Source organism: uncultured Mobiluncus sp., from assembly GCF_963511525.1.
In the GTDB taxonomy this organism is placed as follows: Bacteria; Actinomycetota; Actinomycetes; order Actinomycetales; family Actinomycetaceae; genus Mobiluncus.
On the sequence record NZ_CAUPIY010000001.1, the window covers coordinates 158860 to 174857 of the forward strand.

General features: G+C 50.8%; 16 protein-coding genes. 6 read left to right on the forward strand and 10 right to left on the reverse strand.

All coding sequences use genetic code 11. The features are described from left to right. Nucleotides 1–98 precede the first annotated feature (98 nt). The 4 genes from RQ935_RS00705 to RQ935_RS00720 all read left to right on the forward strand — a co-directional run bounded on the left by RQ935_RS00705 (nt 99) and on the right by RQ935_RS00720 (nt 3435). Entirely contained in the window at nt 99–527 is a 429-nt protein-coding gene (locus RQ935_RS00705) for a hypothetical protein (protein WP_311496767.1), read from the forward strand. Between the two features lie 441 nt (nt 528–968). Then, complete coding sequence (locus tag RQ935_RS00710) at nt 969–1691, forward strand: ATP-binding cassette domain-containing protein (RefSeq protein ID WP_311496768.1); 723 nt, start codon at nt 969–971, stop codon at nt 1689–1691. Beyond that, nucleotides 1688–2587 carry a hypothetical protein gene (locus RQ935_RS00715; RefSeq protein WP_311496769.1) on the forward strand — a complete coding sequence of 300 codons (900 nt, stop codon included), beginning with the start codon at nt 1688–1690 and terminating at the stop codon, nt 2585–2587. The genes RQ935_RS00710 and RQ935_RS00715 overlap by 4 nt, the downstream gene beginning before the upstream one ends. 206 nt (nt 2588–2793) lie before the next feature. After that, the gene (locus tag RQ935_RS00720) at nt 2794–3435 is read left to right on the forward strand and encodes a hypothetical protein (RefSeq protein WP_311496770.1); all 642 of its coding nucleotides are present in this window, start codon (nt 2794–2796) and stop codon (nt 3433–3435) included. Between the two features lie 84 nt (nt 3436–3519). Here the strand turns inward: RQ935_RS00720 and RQ935_RS00725 are convergent, their stop codons facing one another. The 8 genes from RQ935_RS00725 to RQ935_RS00760 all read right to left on the reverse strand — a co-directional run bounded on the left by RQ935_RS00725 (nt 3520) and on the right by RQ935_RS00760 (nt 13113). Beyond that, nucleotides 3520–3708, reverse strand: coding sequence for a hypothetical protein (locus tag RQ935_RS00725; RefSeq protein WP_311496771.1), 189 nt, complete (start codon nt 3706–3708; stop codon nt 3520–3522). Between the two features lie 80 nt (nt 3709–3788). Next, a complete protein-coding gene (locus RQ935_RS00730) occupies nt 3789–4190 on the reverse strand; it encodes a hypothetical protein (RefSeq protein ID WP_311496772.1) in 402 nt (133 codons plus the stop codon). Between the two features lie 203 nt (nt 4191–4393). Continuing rightward, nucleotides 4394–6130: an ABC transporter ATP-binding protein gene (locus tag RQ935_RS00735; protein ID WP_295026630.1), complete on the reverse strand. Its 1737-nt coding sequence runs from the start codon at nt 6128–6130 to the stop codon at nt 4394–4396. Then, entirely contained in the window at nt 6127–7947 is a 1821-nt protein-coding gene (locus RQ935_RS00740) for an ABC transporter ATP-binding protein/permease (protein WP_297346511.1), read from the reverse strand. The genes RQ935_RS00735 and RQ935_RS00740 overlap by 4 nt, the downstream gene beginning before the upstream one ends. 32 nt (nt 7948–7979) lie before the next feature. Further along, a complete protein-coding gene (locus RQ935_RS00745) occupies nt 7980–9011 on the reverse strand; it encodes an ABC transporter substrate-binding protein (protein WP_311496773.1) in 1032 nt (343 codons plus the stop codon). Then, nucleotides 9008–9823: an ABC transporter ATP-binding protein gene (locus tag RQ935_RS00750; protein WP_297346509.1), complete on the reverse strand. Its 816-nt coding sequence runs from the start codon at nt 9821–9823 to the stop codon at nt 9008–9010. The genes RQ935_RS00745 and RQ935_RS00750 overlap by 4 nt, the downstream gene beginning before the upstream one ends. Beyond that, entirely contained in the window at nt 9816–10922 is a 1107-nt protein-coding gene (locus RQ935_RS00755) for an iron ABC transporter permease (protein ID WP_295026636.1), read from the reverse strand. The genes RQ935_RS00750 and RQ935_RS00755 overlap by 8 nt, the downstream gene beginning before the upstream one ends. A 10-nt stretch (nt 10923–10932) precedes the next feature. Beyond that, entirely contained in the window at nt 10933–13113 is a 2181-nt protein-coding gene (locus tag RQ935_RS00760) for a YcaO-like family protein (protein WP_311496774.1), read from the reverse strand. Nucleotides 13114–13397: 284 nt separating this feature from the next. On the opposite strand from RQ935_RS00760, the gene RQ935_RS00765 reads away from it, so the two are divergent. Together RQ935_RS00765 and RQ935_RS00770 are read left to right on the forward strand one after the other, a co-directional pair. Beyond that, on the forward strand, nt 13398–13745 hold the full coding sequence (locus RQ935_RS00765; protein ID WP_295026637.1) for a hypothetical protein: 348 nt from the start codon (nt 13398–13400) through the stop codon (nt 13743–13745). Beyond that, nucleotides 13742–14197, forward strand: a complete 456-nt coding sequence (locus tag RQ935_RS00770) for a transposase family protein (protein ID WP_295026639.1) — start codon at nt 13742–13744, stop codon at nt 14195–14197. The genes RQ935_RS00765 and RQ935_RS00770 overlap by 4 nt, the downstream gene beginning before the upstream one ends. Before the next feature lie 87 nt (nt 14198–14284). On the opposite strand, the gene RQ935_RS00775 is transcribed toward RQ935_RS00770, so the two are convergent. Beyond that, nucleotides 14285–15391, reverse strand: coding sequence for a DNA adenine methylase (locus tag RQ935_RS00775; protein ID WP_311496775.1), 1107 nt, complete (start codon nt 15389–15391; stop codon nt 14285–14287). Nucleotides 15392–15494: 103 nt separating this feature from the next. After that, nucleotides 15495–15959: a tRNA (cytidine(34)-2'-O)-methyltransferase gene (locus RQ935_RS00780; RefSeq protein WP_311496776.1), complete on the reverse strand. Its 465-nt coding sequence runs from the start codon at nt 15957–15959 to the stop codon at nt 15495–15497. Nucleotides 15960–15998: the final 39 nt, after the last annotated feature.

Below are 15998 nucleotides of genomic sequence, written 5' to 3' on the forward strand. Positions count from 1 at the left end.
CTGTCGTTAGAGGACAAGGCTCCCCAGGGGTCGCTGGTAATTGTTCGCGTAACCTATCAGTACACGCGAGCGGGGACGTGTGCCTGAAAGCGACAATCATGAGCAACCAAAACCAGAAACGCCGTATCCGCAACCGTCAGGAAAAGACCGGTCAGAAATACACCGAGGCGGCAAGGGAACAAAAGCAAAGGGAAGCCGCTCAACCCCAACAGCCCGACATATTTGGTGAGATATTTCGGCGCACCTGCGACTATTGTGGCGGAGAGGTCAAGTGGACTACTTTCTCCGATTTGGAGCAAATGTACCCAGACCAAGTCAAGGAGTACATGGAATCCCCGTTCTATTGCCAAGGGGAAAACCAGGATTGTTGGGTCTGCCTCGAGTGCGACAACTTCGGCATCATGTCTGGCCCTGAGATCGAAGGATTCGATTGGCTCCCCACCGACGAAGAAATACTCGAGGTGTGTCCCCAATGCGGCGAGGCTTTGGACTGGGTTGACCCGGCCAGCATCCGCCTACGAGTATAGAGACGAGTACCTTAAAGCCAAAAAGTTATACGGAGCGGCGGAGGTGCTAAACAGCGAGGCAGGTCTTTGCGTTAAGTGTGGTTATGTGGAGTTCCACGCAGGTCACGGGGATTTCATTTAGGGTGAATCCTCTTTTCAAAAAAGTGAACCCTCTAGGCGGCAAGTTTCAGACAGTCGTAGGTTTGTATCCAATATGTACGCTTGTGCGAGCCGTTTCTGGGTGGCGGTGCGGCGTGCAATTAATTCCGATGCCTCAAAACGCAGATGAACCGAAGTCATCGTCACCAATTATCTGGGAGACCCGGATGGTAAAGCCTCAGGGTGTCACGCTTTTTTATAAGACATTTGCAGAAAAACAGGGCGCAATAATTAAATACAGTTGTTCCCTAGCTATGTGATTTTTGTAATATTACATCCGCAAAATCGATATATGATTTCATCGTGCTCACCGTCAGCAGTCTTAGCTATGCGTACGGGCTGAAAAGCCGCCCGTCCCTGACGGATGTTTCATTTCAAGTCGGTTCGGGTGTTACCGTCTTGATGGGAGAAAACGGGGCTGGCAAGTCCACCTTGATGCGTTGTATTCAGGGTGAACTCAAACCCCTACCGGGCGCACAAATTGAGTACGAGGGCAGAGAAGCTCCTGCATATTTACCGCAAGATCCGCGTTGGATAGGTCGTTACAAGGTTCTTGACTTATTACGCTATTCGGCTTGGTGGCGTGGTGTGCCATCGTCAGAACGTGCTCGCCGGGTTTCCGAAGTCATTGCGGAGTTTTCACTTTCTGAACTGGCAGAAAAGCGGTTGAACGAGCTCTCGGGAGGACAGTATCGGCGCGTAATGCTCGCACAATCGGTATGTGCCAGGCCAAGCGTAGTTTTGCTCGATGAACCATTGACTGGTTTAGACATTGGGGCGCGTGAATCCCTGATTAATTGTGTGGCACAGTTGGGTCGTTCTCGCGTCGTCGTGGTGTCCACTCACGAGGTCGAGGTGTTTGAGCCGGTAGCGGACTACGTGGTTATTCTGCGGGGTGGGCGTTGCGGTTTCACCGGCAAAATGAGCGACGTAACCCGTGAAATCACTGATTCTGTGTCCGGTGAGAAATCAACATCACTGTTACGAGTACTTTATGACCGCGTTTATCAGGGAAACTCGTCATGACTCAGCTCAAGTATTCCTATGCCCTGAAGCTGCTGCCGTTGGCGATGATTGCGGGTTTGCTTCCGCTGTTTTCCCGCGGCTTATTCTGGAGCGAGGATTGGTTGGGGGCAGCGGATTTTTCGGTGGTTTGCGTCGCTTTAATGGCTCCGCTTTGCTTGCTGACGGGTAGCTTGGAGTTAATTCACCATCGTAAAAATGGCTGTCAGAATTTGTGGCCACGCCAGGTATGGAACCGGCAAGTGCTGGCTTTTGGTCTCATCAATAGTCTGCCTTATGTGTTGGCAATAACAGTACTGTATCTGGTCGTGACGGTATTTACAGCCGTGGGCCATGCCTGTTTTCGGTTGCTCAATCCGTGGTCGTTCTTCTCCATGGTGTCGGTCATACTGATGGCCTCGTACCTCGGTGTTTTTGTCGGCAATATCGTTCTGAGCTATGTTTTCGCACCTCTTTTAGCGCTGTTATGGTTTGCTGCCTACAACTGGCTCGGTTTCCCCTACTATTTGTTCCTGCCCGGAGGTGCCACGGAGCCGTTGACCGGTTACACCTATAACCTGACGTTCAAGTCCATTCAGTGGCTGTTCGCCCTGACTATCGTGGTGTTATCGGCTCTGGGGATCTTGTTTCCTCGCCGGTGGTGGGCATTTGTGGCTGGTATCGGCGCTTCGAGTTTAATCTTCTCTGCTTGGTTTACGACTATGAGCTTGAGTCCTTTCGTCCCTCTGCCTCAAGATTCTGCCGTGTGTGCGACATCTGGGGAGGTAAAGGTGTGCGTGGCTCCAGAATCAAAACGATATCTTCCCGCGGTGATGCGAGAATACGATTTAGCTAAGGTCTGGTTCGATGAGCACGAGATACCGATGGAGGTGGAACGGGATAACCACATTCGGCCCTGATGCGCAGACCTGTTCCCCTCTGCTAGTTGTTCCGCAGAGAGGCGGCACCAAGCACATTGAACAAACTGATATAGAGAGTGCCTACATCGCGAGGCTGCTTGATTGCAAAGTGATTCCTGAGCCTAAATATCGGCACTTACAAGACGAGATTTGGCTCGGAACCGTAAATTAACTGATTCTCAGCTCTCGAAGGAGGCGACCTAGCCGTGGAACGTGGTAAAAACCCGCCGGGATTTGCGCTGTTCGTGAAGTCTCGCGATTACCGCGTCTTTGGTGTTGCTGTTCTCCTGCCCGCGCTCCTGGTAGCTTTTTCGCCAGCGTTCCTGACCGAGGTTCCGCTGCGTGCGGGTGTCTCTGTATTCCTGCTTCCCATCACTGCAGCCTCCGGCGCGCTGATTCTGCCCTTGCTCTTGGCCGTGCCAGGCAACTTGGAACTAACGCAAACTCGACGGCTCCGGCTCAGCCGCCTAGCCTTGCTGATAATAGTCATTACTGGCTATGCCGTAGCTACCGCTCTAATACTGTTCATTCTCGCGATATTTACCCACAGTTTCGATGCCGTGTACTTTACTTCAGTTGTCTTGGTGGCCGTACGTAACGAACTGTTTTTGGTTTCACTAGGTGTGATTGTCGGCTGTGTCCTCGGCACGTCCTACGCCACTATTCCGGGGATAATCTATCTCGGAGCAGTCTTAATCTTTGGCACTTCAGATACCGCCAGCACTCCCGTATTTTGGAATATCTTGCTACAGCCGGTGAGCAGTTTCCCTACCTGGCTTTTGGTAGGTCTAATAACGTTAGTATCCCTCGTGATTTACACTCATTTTGATTACAAAAATCTTCACTGAACTTTAGGCTTTCGATATCGTTTCGATTGTCCGTTTCAACCACGGCTCGATAGTTTTTAGTTTGGTTTTAATTGCGAAAGGGGACTAGCCCACTTGGGCGAGGAAGCGCGATTCTGAGGGTGCTTCCGGGGCGTCGGGGACGTGGAAAGCGGCGCGGAGACGCGCACCAACCTGCGCGCTGCAGCCGACGACCAGATATTCCAGATTCCGCAGGTGGGTGACTTTGCCGACCTTGGTTCCCTCCGGGTTGTAGATGCCGATTTGGGCACCCACGTAGCGTTTTGAACTGTCCCAGGTTTTGTTCCGTTTGAGTAGATGGGAAAATCTGGGACAGTTCAGCTAAACATAAAACCCTACTCACCCAAGGCATCAAAACCCGCAGCGCCTAACCCCCACTTCGCGCTCAAATTGACATGATGCACCACGTATCTACGTACTTTACGGGTGCGTACTGGGGCAGACACGTCACGGGCGAGCGGGATCTTCTTCGCTGCCACGGCGTGAGCACAAAAACGGCGAGCAAGAGCGATGTTGGCTTCCACATCACGAGAAAACGGCGAGCAGATATACACCAGTGGCCGATACCCGTATGTGGCGCGCTGCAGATTCTTCAACGCCTGATAGGTATTCAAATCAAGATATCCCTCCGTGTTGCGGCGCTCATCTAACGTCTTGTTCATCGCCCACACTCCTCGCGCCTGCATGTGTGCCTTTGTTCGAAAAGCTGATTGCAAATTTTTGTGGTTGGTACTCATAACCGGCTCCTTTCCGAGAGCCAGCTAGCGACAAAGTTTGAGGGCTCTTGCTAATACGTAATACGTCCCTGAAACATGCCAAAACCGTACGGGTTGGTACCCATCCGGTTTTAGCGATACTTCTATATCAGTGGTTTCTCATTGGCGGGAAGTCATGTGATTGAGCCAGCTCGGTTTTTACCTCGATAAAAACTGTTTTGCGTCTAAGTCAGCTGATTGGCTAAGAGGCTTCTATAGAAATCATCTTTCAGTAGCTCTTCGTGTGTTCCTCTATTGTGAATCCGTCCGTCTTTAACAACGATGACAGTATCTGCAGTGAGGATTGACGGAAGCCTGTGGGTTATTACGATTGTGGTTCTTCCCGTACGTAGTGCCCCGGATGCCTGGTTGATCGTTTGTTCTAGTTGTGGGTCAATATTGGCTAGAGGCTCGTCGAGGATGAGGAGTTCCGGTGAGCGCAGAAATGCTCTGGCAAGAACGAGGCGCTGTCGTTCTCCGCCTGACAGGCTTGTGCCCCGGTCTCCGATGGGTGAGTCTAGGCCGCCGAGGTCTTTTACAAGTGTAGTCATGCCGGCGGCGTCAATTGCTTCCCATAATTCGTTATCAGAGGCATCCCATTTCGCTAGCGTCAGATTAGTTCTAAAGGTTCCGACGAAAACATGTCCGTCTTGAGGAACGAGGGCTAGATGCTGGCGGTATTCGTCTGGATAAATACCTGTCAGCGGTAGTCCAGCGAAATCTATATGTCCACTGGTTGGATCATAGAAGCGCATAGCTAGGTATGCGAGGGTGGTTTTTCCCGCTCCTGACTGCCCCACAATCGCGACTGTTTGGCCGTCTGGAATGTTCAGGTTGATATCGGCAAGAACATCTTCTGTATCGTATTTGAAGCTGACCTGGTTGTAGTCAAGGTCTCTCTTCGGGTAGTTTTCCAAGGATGTGGACAGTGGCGTGTAGTTTCCGGTGGGCGTTTTGATGGAATCAGGCGCGTTCATTAAATCGTTTACACGCGCAGCACACGCCGAGACTTCTCCCATAATCCCCAACATTCCCGCAAAGGTATTAACGGGGATGGTGCTTGAGGCAGCTAGCGAGACAGCAACCGGAAGTATCGCTGGGTTAAGAGTTCCATTAAGCACGTCACCCGTAATGACCACGAGTAAAGTGATTGACACAGCAGTTACCACGATACTTGATAATGTTGTTTCACCACTTTTTCGAATTGCTTGATGCAGTTTCAGGTTTTGTACATCAGTTGTGGCTTTGAATACCCGGTTTGCGTGTTTTGTTTTTTGTCCAAGTACATGGAGTTCACGAATCCCGATGATGGATTCCAAGCCGAGGCTTTTTAGTTGGGCTAGGCCTGCGCGAACTTTTTCTCCTTGACGTCTTTGAATGGTGGCAAATAGTGCCGGGGCTGCGACTAGGGCGAAAAGGGACACAAGGGTGAGCAAAGCCCAAGGGCCGATGAGAACGTACAGAATGATGATAAGGATGGTGGGGCTAATGAGAGCGGCCAAGGCGGCGGCGACTGTGTGAGCGTAGAACCATTCGAGTTGTTCCATATCGTTCATACCTGCAGCAGTGACGTCAGCGATTTTTCTACCTTTCAGACCTTTTGGGGCGATTCGCTGAATGACCTTGTACAAGTCGATGCGCATGCTAGCAAGTACCTGGTAAGCGAGCTGGTGTGACCACCAAGCATCCATGAGATATCCAAGTGCGTGAACAACCGCAATCGTGAATAGACCTGCGAATAGCCAGGTAATTTCATAATCGATGTCGACAACGATTGACGAAGAAATCCAGTAGCTCAATGCTCCAACACCTGCTAAAGCGAGCTGGTGGATGATTATGACCAGGGTTGAGGCTAGAAATAACGCTCGGAAATCACGTAGCCGTCCCATGATGGAGAACAAATCATGAAGCGTTTTTCTCATTTGTTTACCTCCGTTTCTTTCGCACCTGTCAGGCTCCCTGTGGAATTATCCACCATCGCAGCGAATTCGCCTTTTCGTGCTAACAAACCATCAGGGGAACCATATTCACTGATGCGACCTTTTCGAAGCACTGTGACCGTATCTGCAATTAACGCTACGTCCATTCGATGAGTGACGAGGATGAGCGTCATGGTCGGGAAATCTTTCCTCAGACTGGTAATGATTCTCTTTTCAACCTGCGAATCGAGCGCCGAAGTGGATTCATCAAGAATCATGACGCGCGGCTTACGGATGAGAGCGCGAGCGATAGCCAGACGCTGTTTTTGTCCGCCAGAAATGTTAGCCCCTGATTCTTCAATCATGAGTTCCAGATCAGCCTGCTGAGCCTTTTGGCGATGAGCCAAGACTTCTTCGTCGGAGGCTTCAGCATGAAAATCGGTTGCTTGAGCGACACTCAGCACTTGAAGAAGATCATCATGGCTGGCACGCGGGTTAGCTTCTTTGAGGATACTTTCAACCGTCCCGGGGAAGATGACAGGGTTTTGCGGCACCAGTGAGACTGTAGAGACGATATCAAGTTCTGCGGTCGGGGTTTTCCCGATAGTCACGGTGCCTGATTTTGGGGCATCAAAACCTAGCATGAGCCCTAGAAGAGTGGATTTTCCTGAGCCCGATCCCCCGACAATGGCCATAAACTGCCCCTGCTCGACGGTAAGGCTAATTTTTTCGAGTGCATTCGTGGTGGCTGATTCGTATTGATAGCTCAGTTCACAGATTTCGATTGTTGCGGGGGTTGACTCAGGAAGCGTTTTCCTGGATGTCTGAGTCGTGTTTGGGATGGTAGAGTCAACGCTGAGCGTATTGTAGATTTGGTCGGCAGCGGATAGTCCGAAATAGCCGGCATGGAAAGCATTGGCGAGGTCTCTCAAAGGCCTAAATACTTCAATGCTTAACAAGGTAATGAAGAATATTTTCGTGACCGGATAGTTTCCGCTGCGAACCTCGACAATAGCAATCAACAAGGCAAATGCTGGCCCGAGAACCATCATGGCTGACGATGCCCCGGTTTCTCCAAGTGACACGCGTAGCTGGGTGAGGGTTGAGCGCAAAAGCTCCTTGGATTGCTTAGCGAGTCGTTTTCCGAATTGATTAGCAGCGCCAAAAGCCTTGAGCGTAGTCATGCCGGTCATAGCATCGACGAAATCCGAGTTAAGCTCTGCGTAAGCGTCCCAGTGTTCTTGGCCTTTCTCCGCTAACACCTTGTCCCATACTCGTGGAATCAGGAATGTGATGACTGCACAAACAAATAAAACTATCCCAGCCAGTGGGCTGACTGTTCCAATCCACACGCAGATAGACCCTGCAGTGATTGTAGTAATCGCGATTTGGGGTAGATAAGTGCCGTAATAAGGTTCAATCGCTTCAACTCCGTCAACCATAAGCGACTCAAGATTCCCAGCTCGCTGGCTGCTCATCCGCATGGGGCCACGCCTATCGACATGAGTCAAAATCGCTTTACGCAAATTGACTTTCAGGCGCAACCCTATTCGATTCAAAAGATAAGCCTTCGCAATACCAATCAGCGGAATAGCAACCAGAAACACACTCAAAGCGATGAGTAGTCGAACTATCGTGCCTTTATCACGACTACCAAGAAGTTCCGTGAAAAGCGCAGAACTGATGAATGCCTGCCCAACATAGGCACCGCTTAACACCAGACCAAGAAGTATCGGCGGAATCATGATTCTAACCCCGACTTGGGCTATGCGTAACACCGTCATTTGGCGGTGCCATAAGTGGGCAGGTTTCATCGACATACTTTCATTCATCTAGTGTGGACTAGGCGCTCCTAGTAGTTTTGACGGGCCTTAACTGTTGCGGTAGCTCCGTGAATAGCGTCCGCGATGGTATACGCAGCCCCGGAAGGCAGCTCGATGACGCGATTATTCTTAATTGCATCAACTTGATCCATCCCAGGAATGGCCTTCAGTCTGTCCATGGAATCCTCGAGAGTGATCCCCGACTCCCCAGTGGTAATAACTATTACTTGGGGATTTGCTTTGATGATCGCCTCAGGCTGGATAGCACCGTTCATCATCGCATCGTATTTCGGGTCGACAACATTCTTCAGTTTCGAGGCCTCAAAGATGCCCTGCAAGGTGGAATTAGCACCATATGCGAACAGATCATCAGACGCATCCCAGTAATACAACCCGGCGACGGTCATTTCTTTCAGGCTTTCACCAGCTTTTTGCGCGTCCTGCAGCTCTTGATCTAGTTTATCGGCATTTTCGTTAGCTGCCTTTTCCGAATCAATCAACTTACCAAGGTTGCGAATCGTTTTCGTAATACCCGTAAGGTCAGCCCGATCAACCTCATCAACATTTGTTAGATAAACGCATGAAGATTGGCTAATAATTTCTTTAATCCCATATTTTTCAAGTTCGTCGACTTCGCCGTAATCATTGCCGTAAATCATGTCAGGCTTGAGTTTGAGGATTGCTTCGAACGAGAGTTCGCCGTGGGCTTCTCCCGAACTATTCTCGAGTTGTTTGACATCCTTGACGGCTGCTTCAACCTCATCGGACTGTTGCGCCCCGTGTTCTTCGAATCTACCAATCATCCGATCCGCGCCGCCAGCAGCTACAAGGTTAGCAACCCCTTCTCTGCCTGACGCAATAATTCTCTCTGGGCGCTGATCTAAAGTAACTTTTGTCCCACACGAATCGTATTCCTGCGGATACGCAGCACTGTTCGCAGCAGAAGGGGTATTCTGACCGGAATCATCAGGCTTTTGCGTCGTGCATCCAGCAAGTCCGCACGCTACCAATAGCGCTACGCAGGTTATTGCTCGTGGAATCTGCAGCCTAGTTTTTATCATGATTTCTCCTTATCGTTGTTAACACTGAAGCAATATTGCAGTTTGCCTTCGTGATGGATGGTTGTTGCTTGAACACCGTACACGTGCTCGATATTGCTTTCGGTTAGTACCTCGTGGGGTTTCCCGGAAGCGAAAACTTTGCCGTGGTCGAGCATGAGCAACCAGTCGCAGTATTTTGCTGCGAGGTTAATATCGTGAAGCACCGTGACCACATTGGGAGCCAGCCGCCTGAGTAAACTCAGCACCTTATGCTGGTAGAAAATGTCGAGGTGATTCGTAGGCTCATCAAGTAGCACACAGTTCGTGTCTTGGGTCAGCGCCCGGGCGATAACGGTTCGTTGCCGCTCTCCCCCGGAGAGTTGATCAGAATACTTCTCGCGAACGCCTGTCAACCCTACTGTGTCAAGCGCCTTCGCGGCTAGGTCATAGTCACTGTGAGAATATGTTGCAAAAGCGGATAAGAAAGGGATTCTGCCAAGTAGTACTTCGTCAATAACCTTGACTCTTTGCGGCACAATTTGGTTTTGTGGAACTAGAGCAATCTTGGTTGCTATCTCGTGCGGTTGGAGACTGTCGAGAGGTTCCCCAACCAACTTAATTCGACCACGATTAGGTTTAACTGCCCCGTATAAGGCTCGCATAAGTGTCGTCTTGCCCGACCCGTTCGGGCCTATTAAACCAACATGCATACCTGCTGGAATAGTCCCCGACAGTTGGTTCAGCGCAACCGTTTTCCCGAATTTTACCGTCACATCATCGAGTGAAAACAATGGCGTTTCAGATACTTGAGCGCAAAAGTGTGAGTTAAGCATCGTTAACCGCATTCCTACGAATAAGTGACATGAGTAGTGGAGTGCCGATCAGAGCGGTAATGATACCAACAGACAGTTCCCCGGGGGATACCAAAATACGTGACAACAAGTCGGCACCTAGCATCAATGTGGCGCCAACAAGGGCACATCCGAAGATAGCGTTACGGAAAATTCCTCCGTAAAGTTTCTTTGCTATATGCGGTACGACAAGACCGACGAACCCAATTGTTCCGCTCACAGACACTAGCGTGGCGACGATAAACGCAACTACAAAGAACACATGGAGCCGAGTGCGATCTGGTCTGAGTCCAAGACCACGCGCTGCATCATCACCCAGTGTCATCGCATCTATTTTCCTGCCACTTATAAACAGCCAGAGGCAACCTAGGAGGACACCGAAGAATACAATTGGGATTTCCCTCCAGCGGGTGGCGCTAAAGGAACCTAGCATCCAAAACATAACACTTTTCGTGACAGAAGGATTCTTTGCCACCATGATGAGCAGACTTGTCAAAGCCGAAAAGAAGAAGTTTACTGCCATGCCAGCAAAAACCACTTTTGTTGTAGAGTTTCTGCCATTCAACCCAGCAAGAACAAAAACAAGGCATACCGAGACAAGGCATCCGATAAATGCTCCGCACATGACCGCGATTGAGGGCGAAGCAAAACCGAGTCCAATCCCGAGAACCATAACCATCGCAGCACCTGTAGATGCCCCGGAAGAAATCCCCAGAATATAAGGATCGGCCAAAATATTGCGGAGCAGGGCTTGTGTAGCGAGCCCACACACAGCCAAACCAGCACCACAGATGACGCTAAGGAGAGTTCGCGGCATACGCAGATTCCAGATAACATCATGATCGGTACTTGCGGGGGCAGGAAGCCCCGTAAAGTAGAGTCCGGGAAAGATATTCTCCAGAACTACTCGTAGGGTGACAAGCGGATTGATGCTGACAGCACCTACTCCCAAAGCTAGAATCCATACCACAATAAGGATGAGCGTAAGCCCCACGTAAGAGGGCAACGAGACCCATCTTTTTGCGGCTAACAGACCAGGAGCTATGAGCTTCTCGTCGGGAGGTGCGGAACGTTTAGTCACGAGTTCAGTGTTAGGCATGAGGCAAAGGGAAATAGTTTAAATCAGCAAATTCTTGTGGACTGTCTAGCAGCCCCATTTTGAAGTAAGCATCTTGTATTCTGCGATGACCGAGGGTGATATGGCCGGCAGCAAAGTTCGGCACGAGCCCAGGAACCAATACCCGGACGACCCGACCGCCACACATTCGAATATCAGGAGTCGTTACATCAACACAAATTGTGTCGTATCCGTGAGCCTCCAGTCGTTCAAGGTAGTATTCCCTATTGCGCTGTTCAGATTGGTCAAGCCATGATAGGTCGGCGCTGTGCTCTTGGCGATTCAAATGACCGGAGCGGTACTGTTTTGCTCGCGGATCAATATTAATGTGTTGTTGAATCATCAGGTCTGTAACGCGGCTAAAATCCCAATCAATAGAATCTAAGTAGTGTCTATCAGCACGCCACGGCAAAGCCATCTTTTCTGAGAGTTCTCGTTTGCGTATCGCCTCGTAAAGGCGTCCATTCTGGTCAAGCAAATCAATCGAACCATCGAATAGCGTTCCCGCTTCGGTAACAGCTTTCAAGGCGGCATCTTCTACGTTGGGGCGACACGAAAACCCTATATTGCACGTTTCGAATTGCTCGTTTGTCAGACAGGCAGCGACAACAGGAATTCTAAACTCGTTAGGGAGAATAAACAGTTTCACTGAGAATCTCTTGGCTTCAAATTCTTGAATAACTGCGTCAACCTGTGGGCTGTTAATCTTCACTGGGTCTATAGCAGGCTTACTATGCCACCAAATCATGGTGGCATCACGCTCAATAATCTCTTCAAGCCCATTGACGATCGGATCATATTCGCTAGACCCAGCAGCAACCCCTGCATAAGGAACCGGGTTAATCAGGGGATAGTTTGAAAGGGAGACTCCATCAACGAATCCCGTATGGTTATAGTTAACATAAACCATAGATACGGGAACGTATACAGGCTCTCCCGTCCCCAATACGACACCATCAATCCATGGAATTATGGTGTCTTTTGTAAATCTCTCAAAAGGGAAACCATCCCGAGCGTATTGCTCATCGCTGAACAACACAAAACTCTGTGGCGACCACGGGTGTAATCCCTGCCGCTCAAGATCAGTCCACGATCCGACGATGATTCGCGGCAAATCAAGGATATTAATGCAGTAACGCTCAATCGCCTCGCCAACCGCTGCGTTAGAAGCATCCTGCCAATCATTGATGGCGCTACCCTGGCAAACGCTGTTATTTGCCCATTGGGATATGACCCTTATATCTGCAACATCTGATTGAACAGTAGTGAGACAATCAGGCAGATTCTCATTGTGTCTAATATGACGAAGTTGGGTTACGACTCCCACTTCAGAATCCATCAAAGCCTGTGCCGGCAATCGTGGGAAATCATTACCTTGCGCATATCCAGCCCAATCAATCCAGGGCACGAGCCAATGGTTTTCATACTCGCCATTGACTAAATTTAGGCTAGACCAAGAAAGAAGGTTTGCGAATTCACCGAAACCCATCCCTCTTATAGCTTGCAAGCAAACATCCAGCTGGCTGGCAAATCCGTCCAACAACGGTTTTGTCAGTGAAACATGCGTCATTAGCGGCTCCAGACTGGCTGAAACTAAACGCTTATAAAACTGACTGTACAACCCAGCATGTTCACTGTCAGCACATGGTCCTACAAGCAGCAGCGGGAAGCGCACTATCACTGCACAAAACATTGCACCACATGCAAGGGCTTGATCTTCGGCGCGCTGAATTTGCTCCATGTCCGGCGTTAAGAAAAGTTGAACCACCAGAGTTGACGAGCCTTGATCCCCCATGGATTCACCACAATCAACATCTGCAGGTAAAATGCAGATATTTTCAAAAAAAGGGGAATCCGATAGACAATCCTTAGCGCATTGAAGAAGAACAGTTTGATCTTCTTCTGTTAGAAACGGATTCCAGACCTTAATAACAAGGTTCTTTACGCCTTCAGGTACAGGTATCTGACAGTTTAGGGTTGCTACGGTGGGTGGGCACGATACACGTGCACCCAAATCATCTATTGCACCTTCAAAAGATAGTCGCAATAAGTCGCCGTGTGCATCTCGAGCCAAGCAGCCACCGTCAACGAGCCACACTTGAACGAATGCATCTTCCACACCCACCGGAGCAACCCCAGGAACTAAATCTTTCACTTGTTACTTGCAACCTGGAAAGCTGTAGTCGGATGCGGCCCAGGATGATGATTCGAATTCGGAGCAAGAATGGTTTTCTCCGAGCGACGCTCTTCGACCTTCTTAATTTCCACCTTCGTACTCATAACAATCTCCTATCTTGTAGGGATGACATGACAACCATGTCAGAACTTAGGTTAGCCTAACCTATATGAGTTTGCAAACATGCAGCGTACCTTATGTATTTTGAGCGCGTAGGCGGTCTGGTGCCTCATATAGTTTGAGCGCGAAAATATATTGTTGGTATGAATGATGGAGTGGTTTCTATGGGTGCGCGTGTTGAGGTCACGAAGCGGTTACGCCGGGCGTATCGCGGGGCTTCGAAAAAGGAAAAGGGCAGGGTGCTAGATGGTTTTTGTGAATCTACGGGATTGTCCAGGGCTACCGCGAGGAGGTATCTGACCAGTGATGTCACTGGGAATCCTGGCGTGGTCAGGATTGATTACCGTAAGGTCGGGCCACAAAGTATTCCACGGTGGCGAAGAGAATACTACAACGGGTTTGGGTGCTATCAGGATGCCAATGCAGTAAATATTTGGCAGTATCGATGCGTGTTTGGCTTGATTTCCTTCAAACGCATGAGGAACTGGTGATTGGAAGAGCCGGGGATGAGATTGCTTGCGAGCCGGGGTTTTTCGAGGTGGACACGGTGGCGCATTGCGGGCCGAGCCTGAAGGGAGAGTTCGTCCGTACCCTGACGTTAACCGACGTGAACACAGGCTGGATACATTTAGAAGCCCTACGGAATAATGCCCGGGTGCATATGCTCAAAGCTCTAGACTCTGCGATAGAAGCCATCCCGTACCATGTCCAGGGCCTGGACTGTGATAACGGTAGCGAGTTCATTAACCGGGAAGTCATTAACCGGGCATCTAGCCTGGACGTATTCTTCACACGCTCACGCCCTTACAAGAAGAACGACCAGGCACATGTGGAATCTAAAAACAACCATGTAGTGCGTAAATACGGCTTCCACTACCGTTATGACACACCCGAAGAATTGAAAGCCCTACTCACCCAAGGCATCAAAACCTGCAGCGCCTAACCCCCACTTCGCGCTCAAAATGACATGAGGCACCACGCGCCCTGTCTCTCAAAAAGACGCAAAAGTAACAGAAAAATCCGGCCGGGGCTAGCCCACTTGGGCGAGGAGACGGGCTTCTGAGGGCGCTTCCGGGGTGTCGGGAACGTGGAAAGCGGCGCGGATACGCGCGCCAACCTGCGCGCTGCAGCCGACGAACAGGTATTCCAGATTCCGCAGGTGGGTGACTTTACCGACCTTGGTTCCCTCCGGGTTATAGATACCGATTTGGGCACCCACGTAGCGTTTATAGTCAAAAGCCAGCGCCACGCAGTCCTCAAAACCAGCCGCCACCGCGTCAAACAGGGTGTCAAAATCAATCCAAGATTCATTGTTATAGGACAGCACCAGCGTGTCCGTGTCGACCTGCGCAATCAGGCTTTGCAGAGCCTGGGGCATCTCGCGTTTCCGGTTATACGCCGAATGCGTGGCAGAATCCCGAGCGTCCACCCGCTTTTGCGCCACGCCGTACGCCTCGGGGCAATCCCAGCGAATCAGCGTCTCCCAAATGTGATAGTTCGTAAAGTAACGATGCTGGTTATAGGGCGGATCGAGGTAAACCAGGTCAAAACGCGGGGTCGCAGGGTCGGCGATGAGTGCGTTCGTGTCGCGCTGGTAGGTGGTGCCCGTACCGTCCAAAAGCTCGGGCACCCGCAGTTCCAGGTCATTGTACGAGCGCGGAGCCCACTGTTTCAGGTACGCCATCTGCAGTCCGGTCGTGGAGTCTACCCGGTCCGCCGCCTCCATCAGGGAGGTCAGCAGGATAGGGTAGCGGGGGTCGGTGGCAAACTCCGTCTCAATACGATCGCGGATAGCGTCAATACGCGCTCCGTTCCGCGGTTGGAAGAACCGAGACTTTTCGCAAAACGTTTCCGTGAAGTAGCCAGGCTCGCCGGGGGTGGCTTCTAGATCGCACAAGAGAGTTCGCAGCTCGCGGTCGTTTATCTGACGTTTGTCGGTGGCGATATAGCAGTCCGCGAGTACCCTCGAATAGCTGGCCACATCGTTGGCAGCGGTGGTAATCCCGAGGGCTTTAAAAGCCTGAGCGACCCGGGTCGTCCCGGTAAAGGCGTCAAGGGCGGTGCGTGCGCCCGACAGGTCCGCAATCTGTGCCAATGCCGGCACCAAAGTGCGTTTTGAACCCAGGTACTTAATCACACGTGCTCCCTCTTTTCCTCGAGATTAACATGAGGAAACGGGAAAAACCGCGCAGGCACACGGAAAAACGGGAAATCGAGACTTGTGACCAGGAAAAATGAAACTACATACCGCCGGTGTAGCCGAGCTGACCCCAGGCGTAATACAGCCCAATGGCCGCTGAAATAGAGAGGTTCAGGGAACGGCGCCCTTCCAACATGGGAATCCGAACCCGACTGGTGACACGCGGGTCGTCCATGACTTCAACCGGCAGCCCGGTATCTTCGGGGCCAAACATGAGGCCGTCCCCGTCCTGGAACTGAATCTGGGGCAGCAGGATGTCCGTGTGGCCGGTAAAGGCGTAAATGTTTCCGGGCACGTGCGCTAAGCAGTCGTCCAAATTGGGGTGACGCTCCAGGTGCGCCAGGTCGTGATAGTCCAGTCCTGCCCGTTTCAACTTGGTGTCGTTATCCAGGTCAAACACGGTCGGCTCGACCACGTGTAGGGTAGCGCCGGTGCAGGCGGCCAAACGAATAGCGGCACCGGTATTCCCGGCAATGCGAGGTTGAAAGAAAATCACGTGCAACATAACGTCCCTATTCTAGGGAGGTTTTTCGCTGCAGCGGAA

Excerpts from the sequence above, each read along its gene's own strand:
- RQ935_RS00740 (WP_297346511.1), bottom strand. The coding sequence starts at position 7,947 with ATGTCGATGAAACCTGCCCACTTATGGCACCGCCAAATGACGGTGTTA.
- RQ935_RS00750 (WP_297346509.1), bottom strand. The coding sequence starts at position 9,823 with ATGCTTAACTCACACTTTTGCGCTCAAGTATCTGAAACGCCATTGTTT.
- RQ935_RS00780 (WP_311496776.1), bottom strand. The coding sequence starts at position 15,959 with ATGTTGCACGTGATTTTCTTTCAACCTCGCATTGCCGGGAATACCGGT.
- RQ935_RS00735 (WP_295026630.1), bottom strand. The coding sequence starts at position 6,130 with ATGAGAAAAACGCTTCATGATTTGTTCTCCATCATGGGACGGCTACGT.
- RQ935_RS00705 (WP_311496767.1), top strand. The coding sequence starts at position 99 with ATGAGCAACCAAAACCAGAAACGCCGTATCCGCAACCGTCAGGAAAAG.
- RQ935_RS00730 (WP_311496772.1), bottom strand. The coding sequence starts at position 4,190 with ATGAGTACCAACCACAAAAATTTGCAATCAGCTTTTCGAACAAAGGCA.
- RQ935_RS00745 (WP_311496773.1), bottom strand. The coding sequence starts at position 9,011 with ATGATAAAAACTAGGCTGCAGATTCCACGAGCAATAACCTGCGTAGCG.
- RQ935_RS00765 (WP_295026637.1), top strand. The coding sequence starts at position 13,398 with ATGAATGATGGAGTGGTTTCTATGGGTGCGCGTGTTGAGGTCACGAAG.
- RQ935_RS00715 (WP_311496769.1), top strand. The coding sequence starts at position 1,688 with ATGACTCAGCTCAAGTATTCCTATGCCCTGAAGCTGCTGCCGTTGGCG.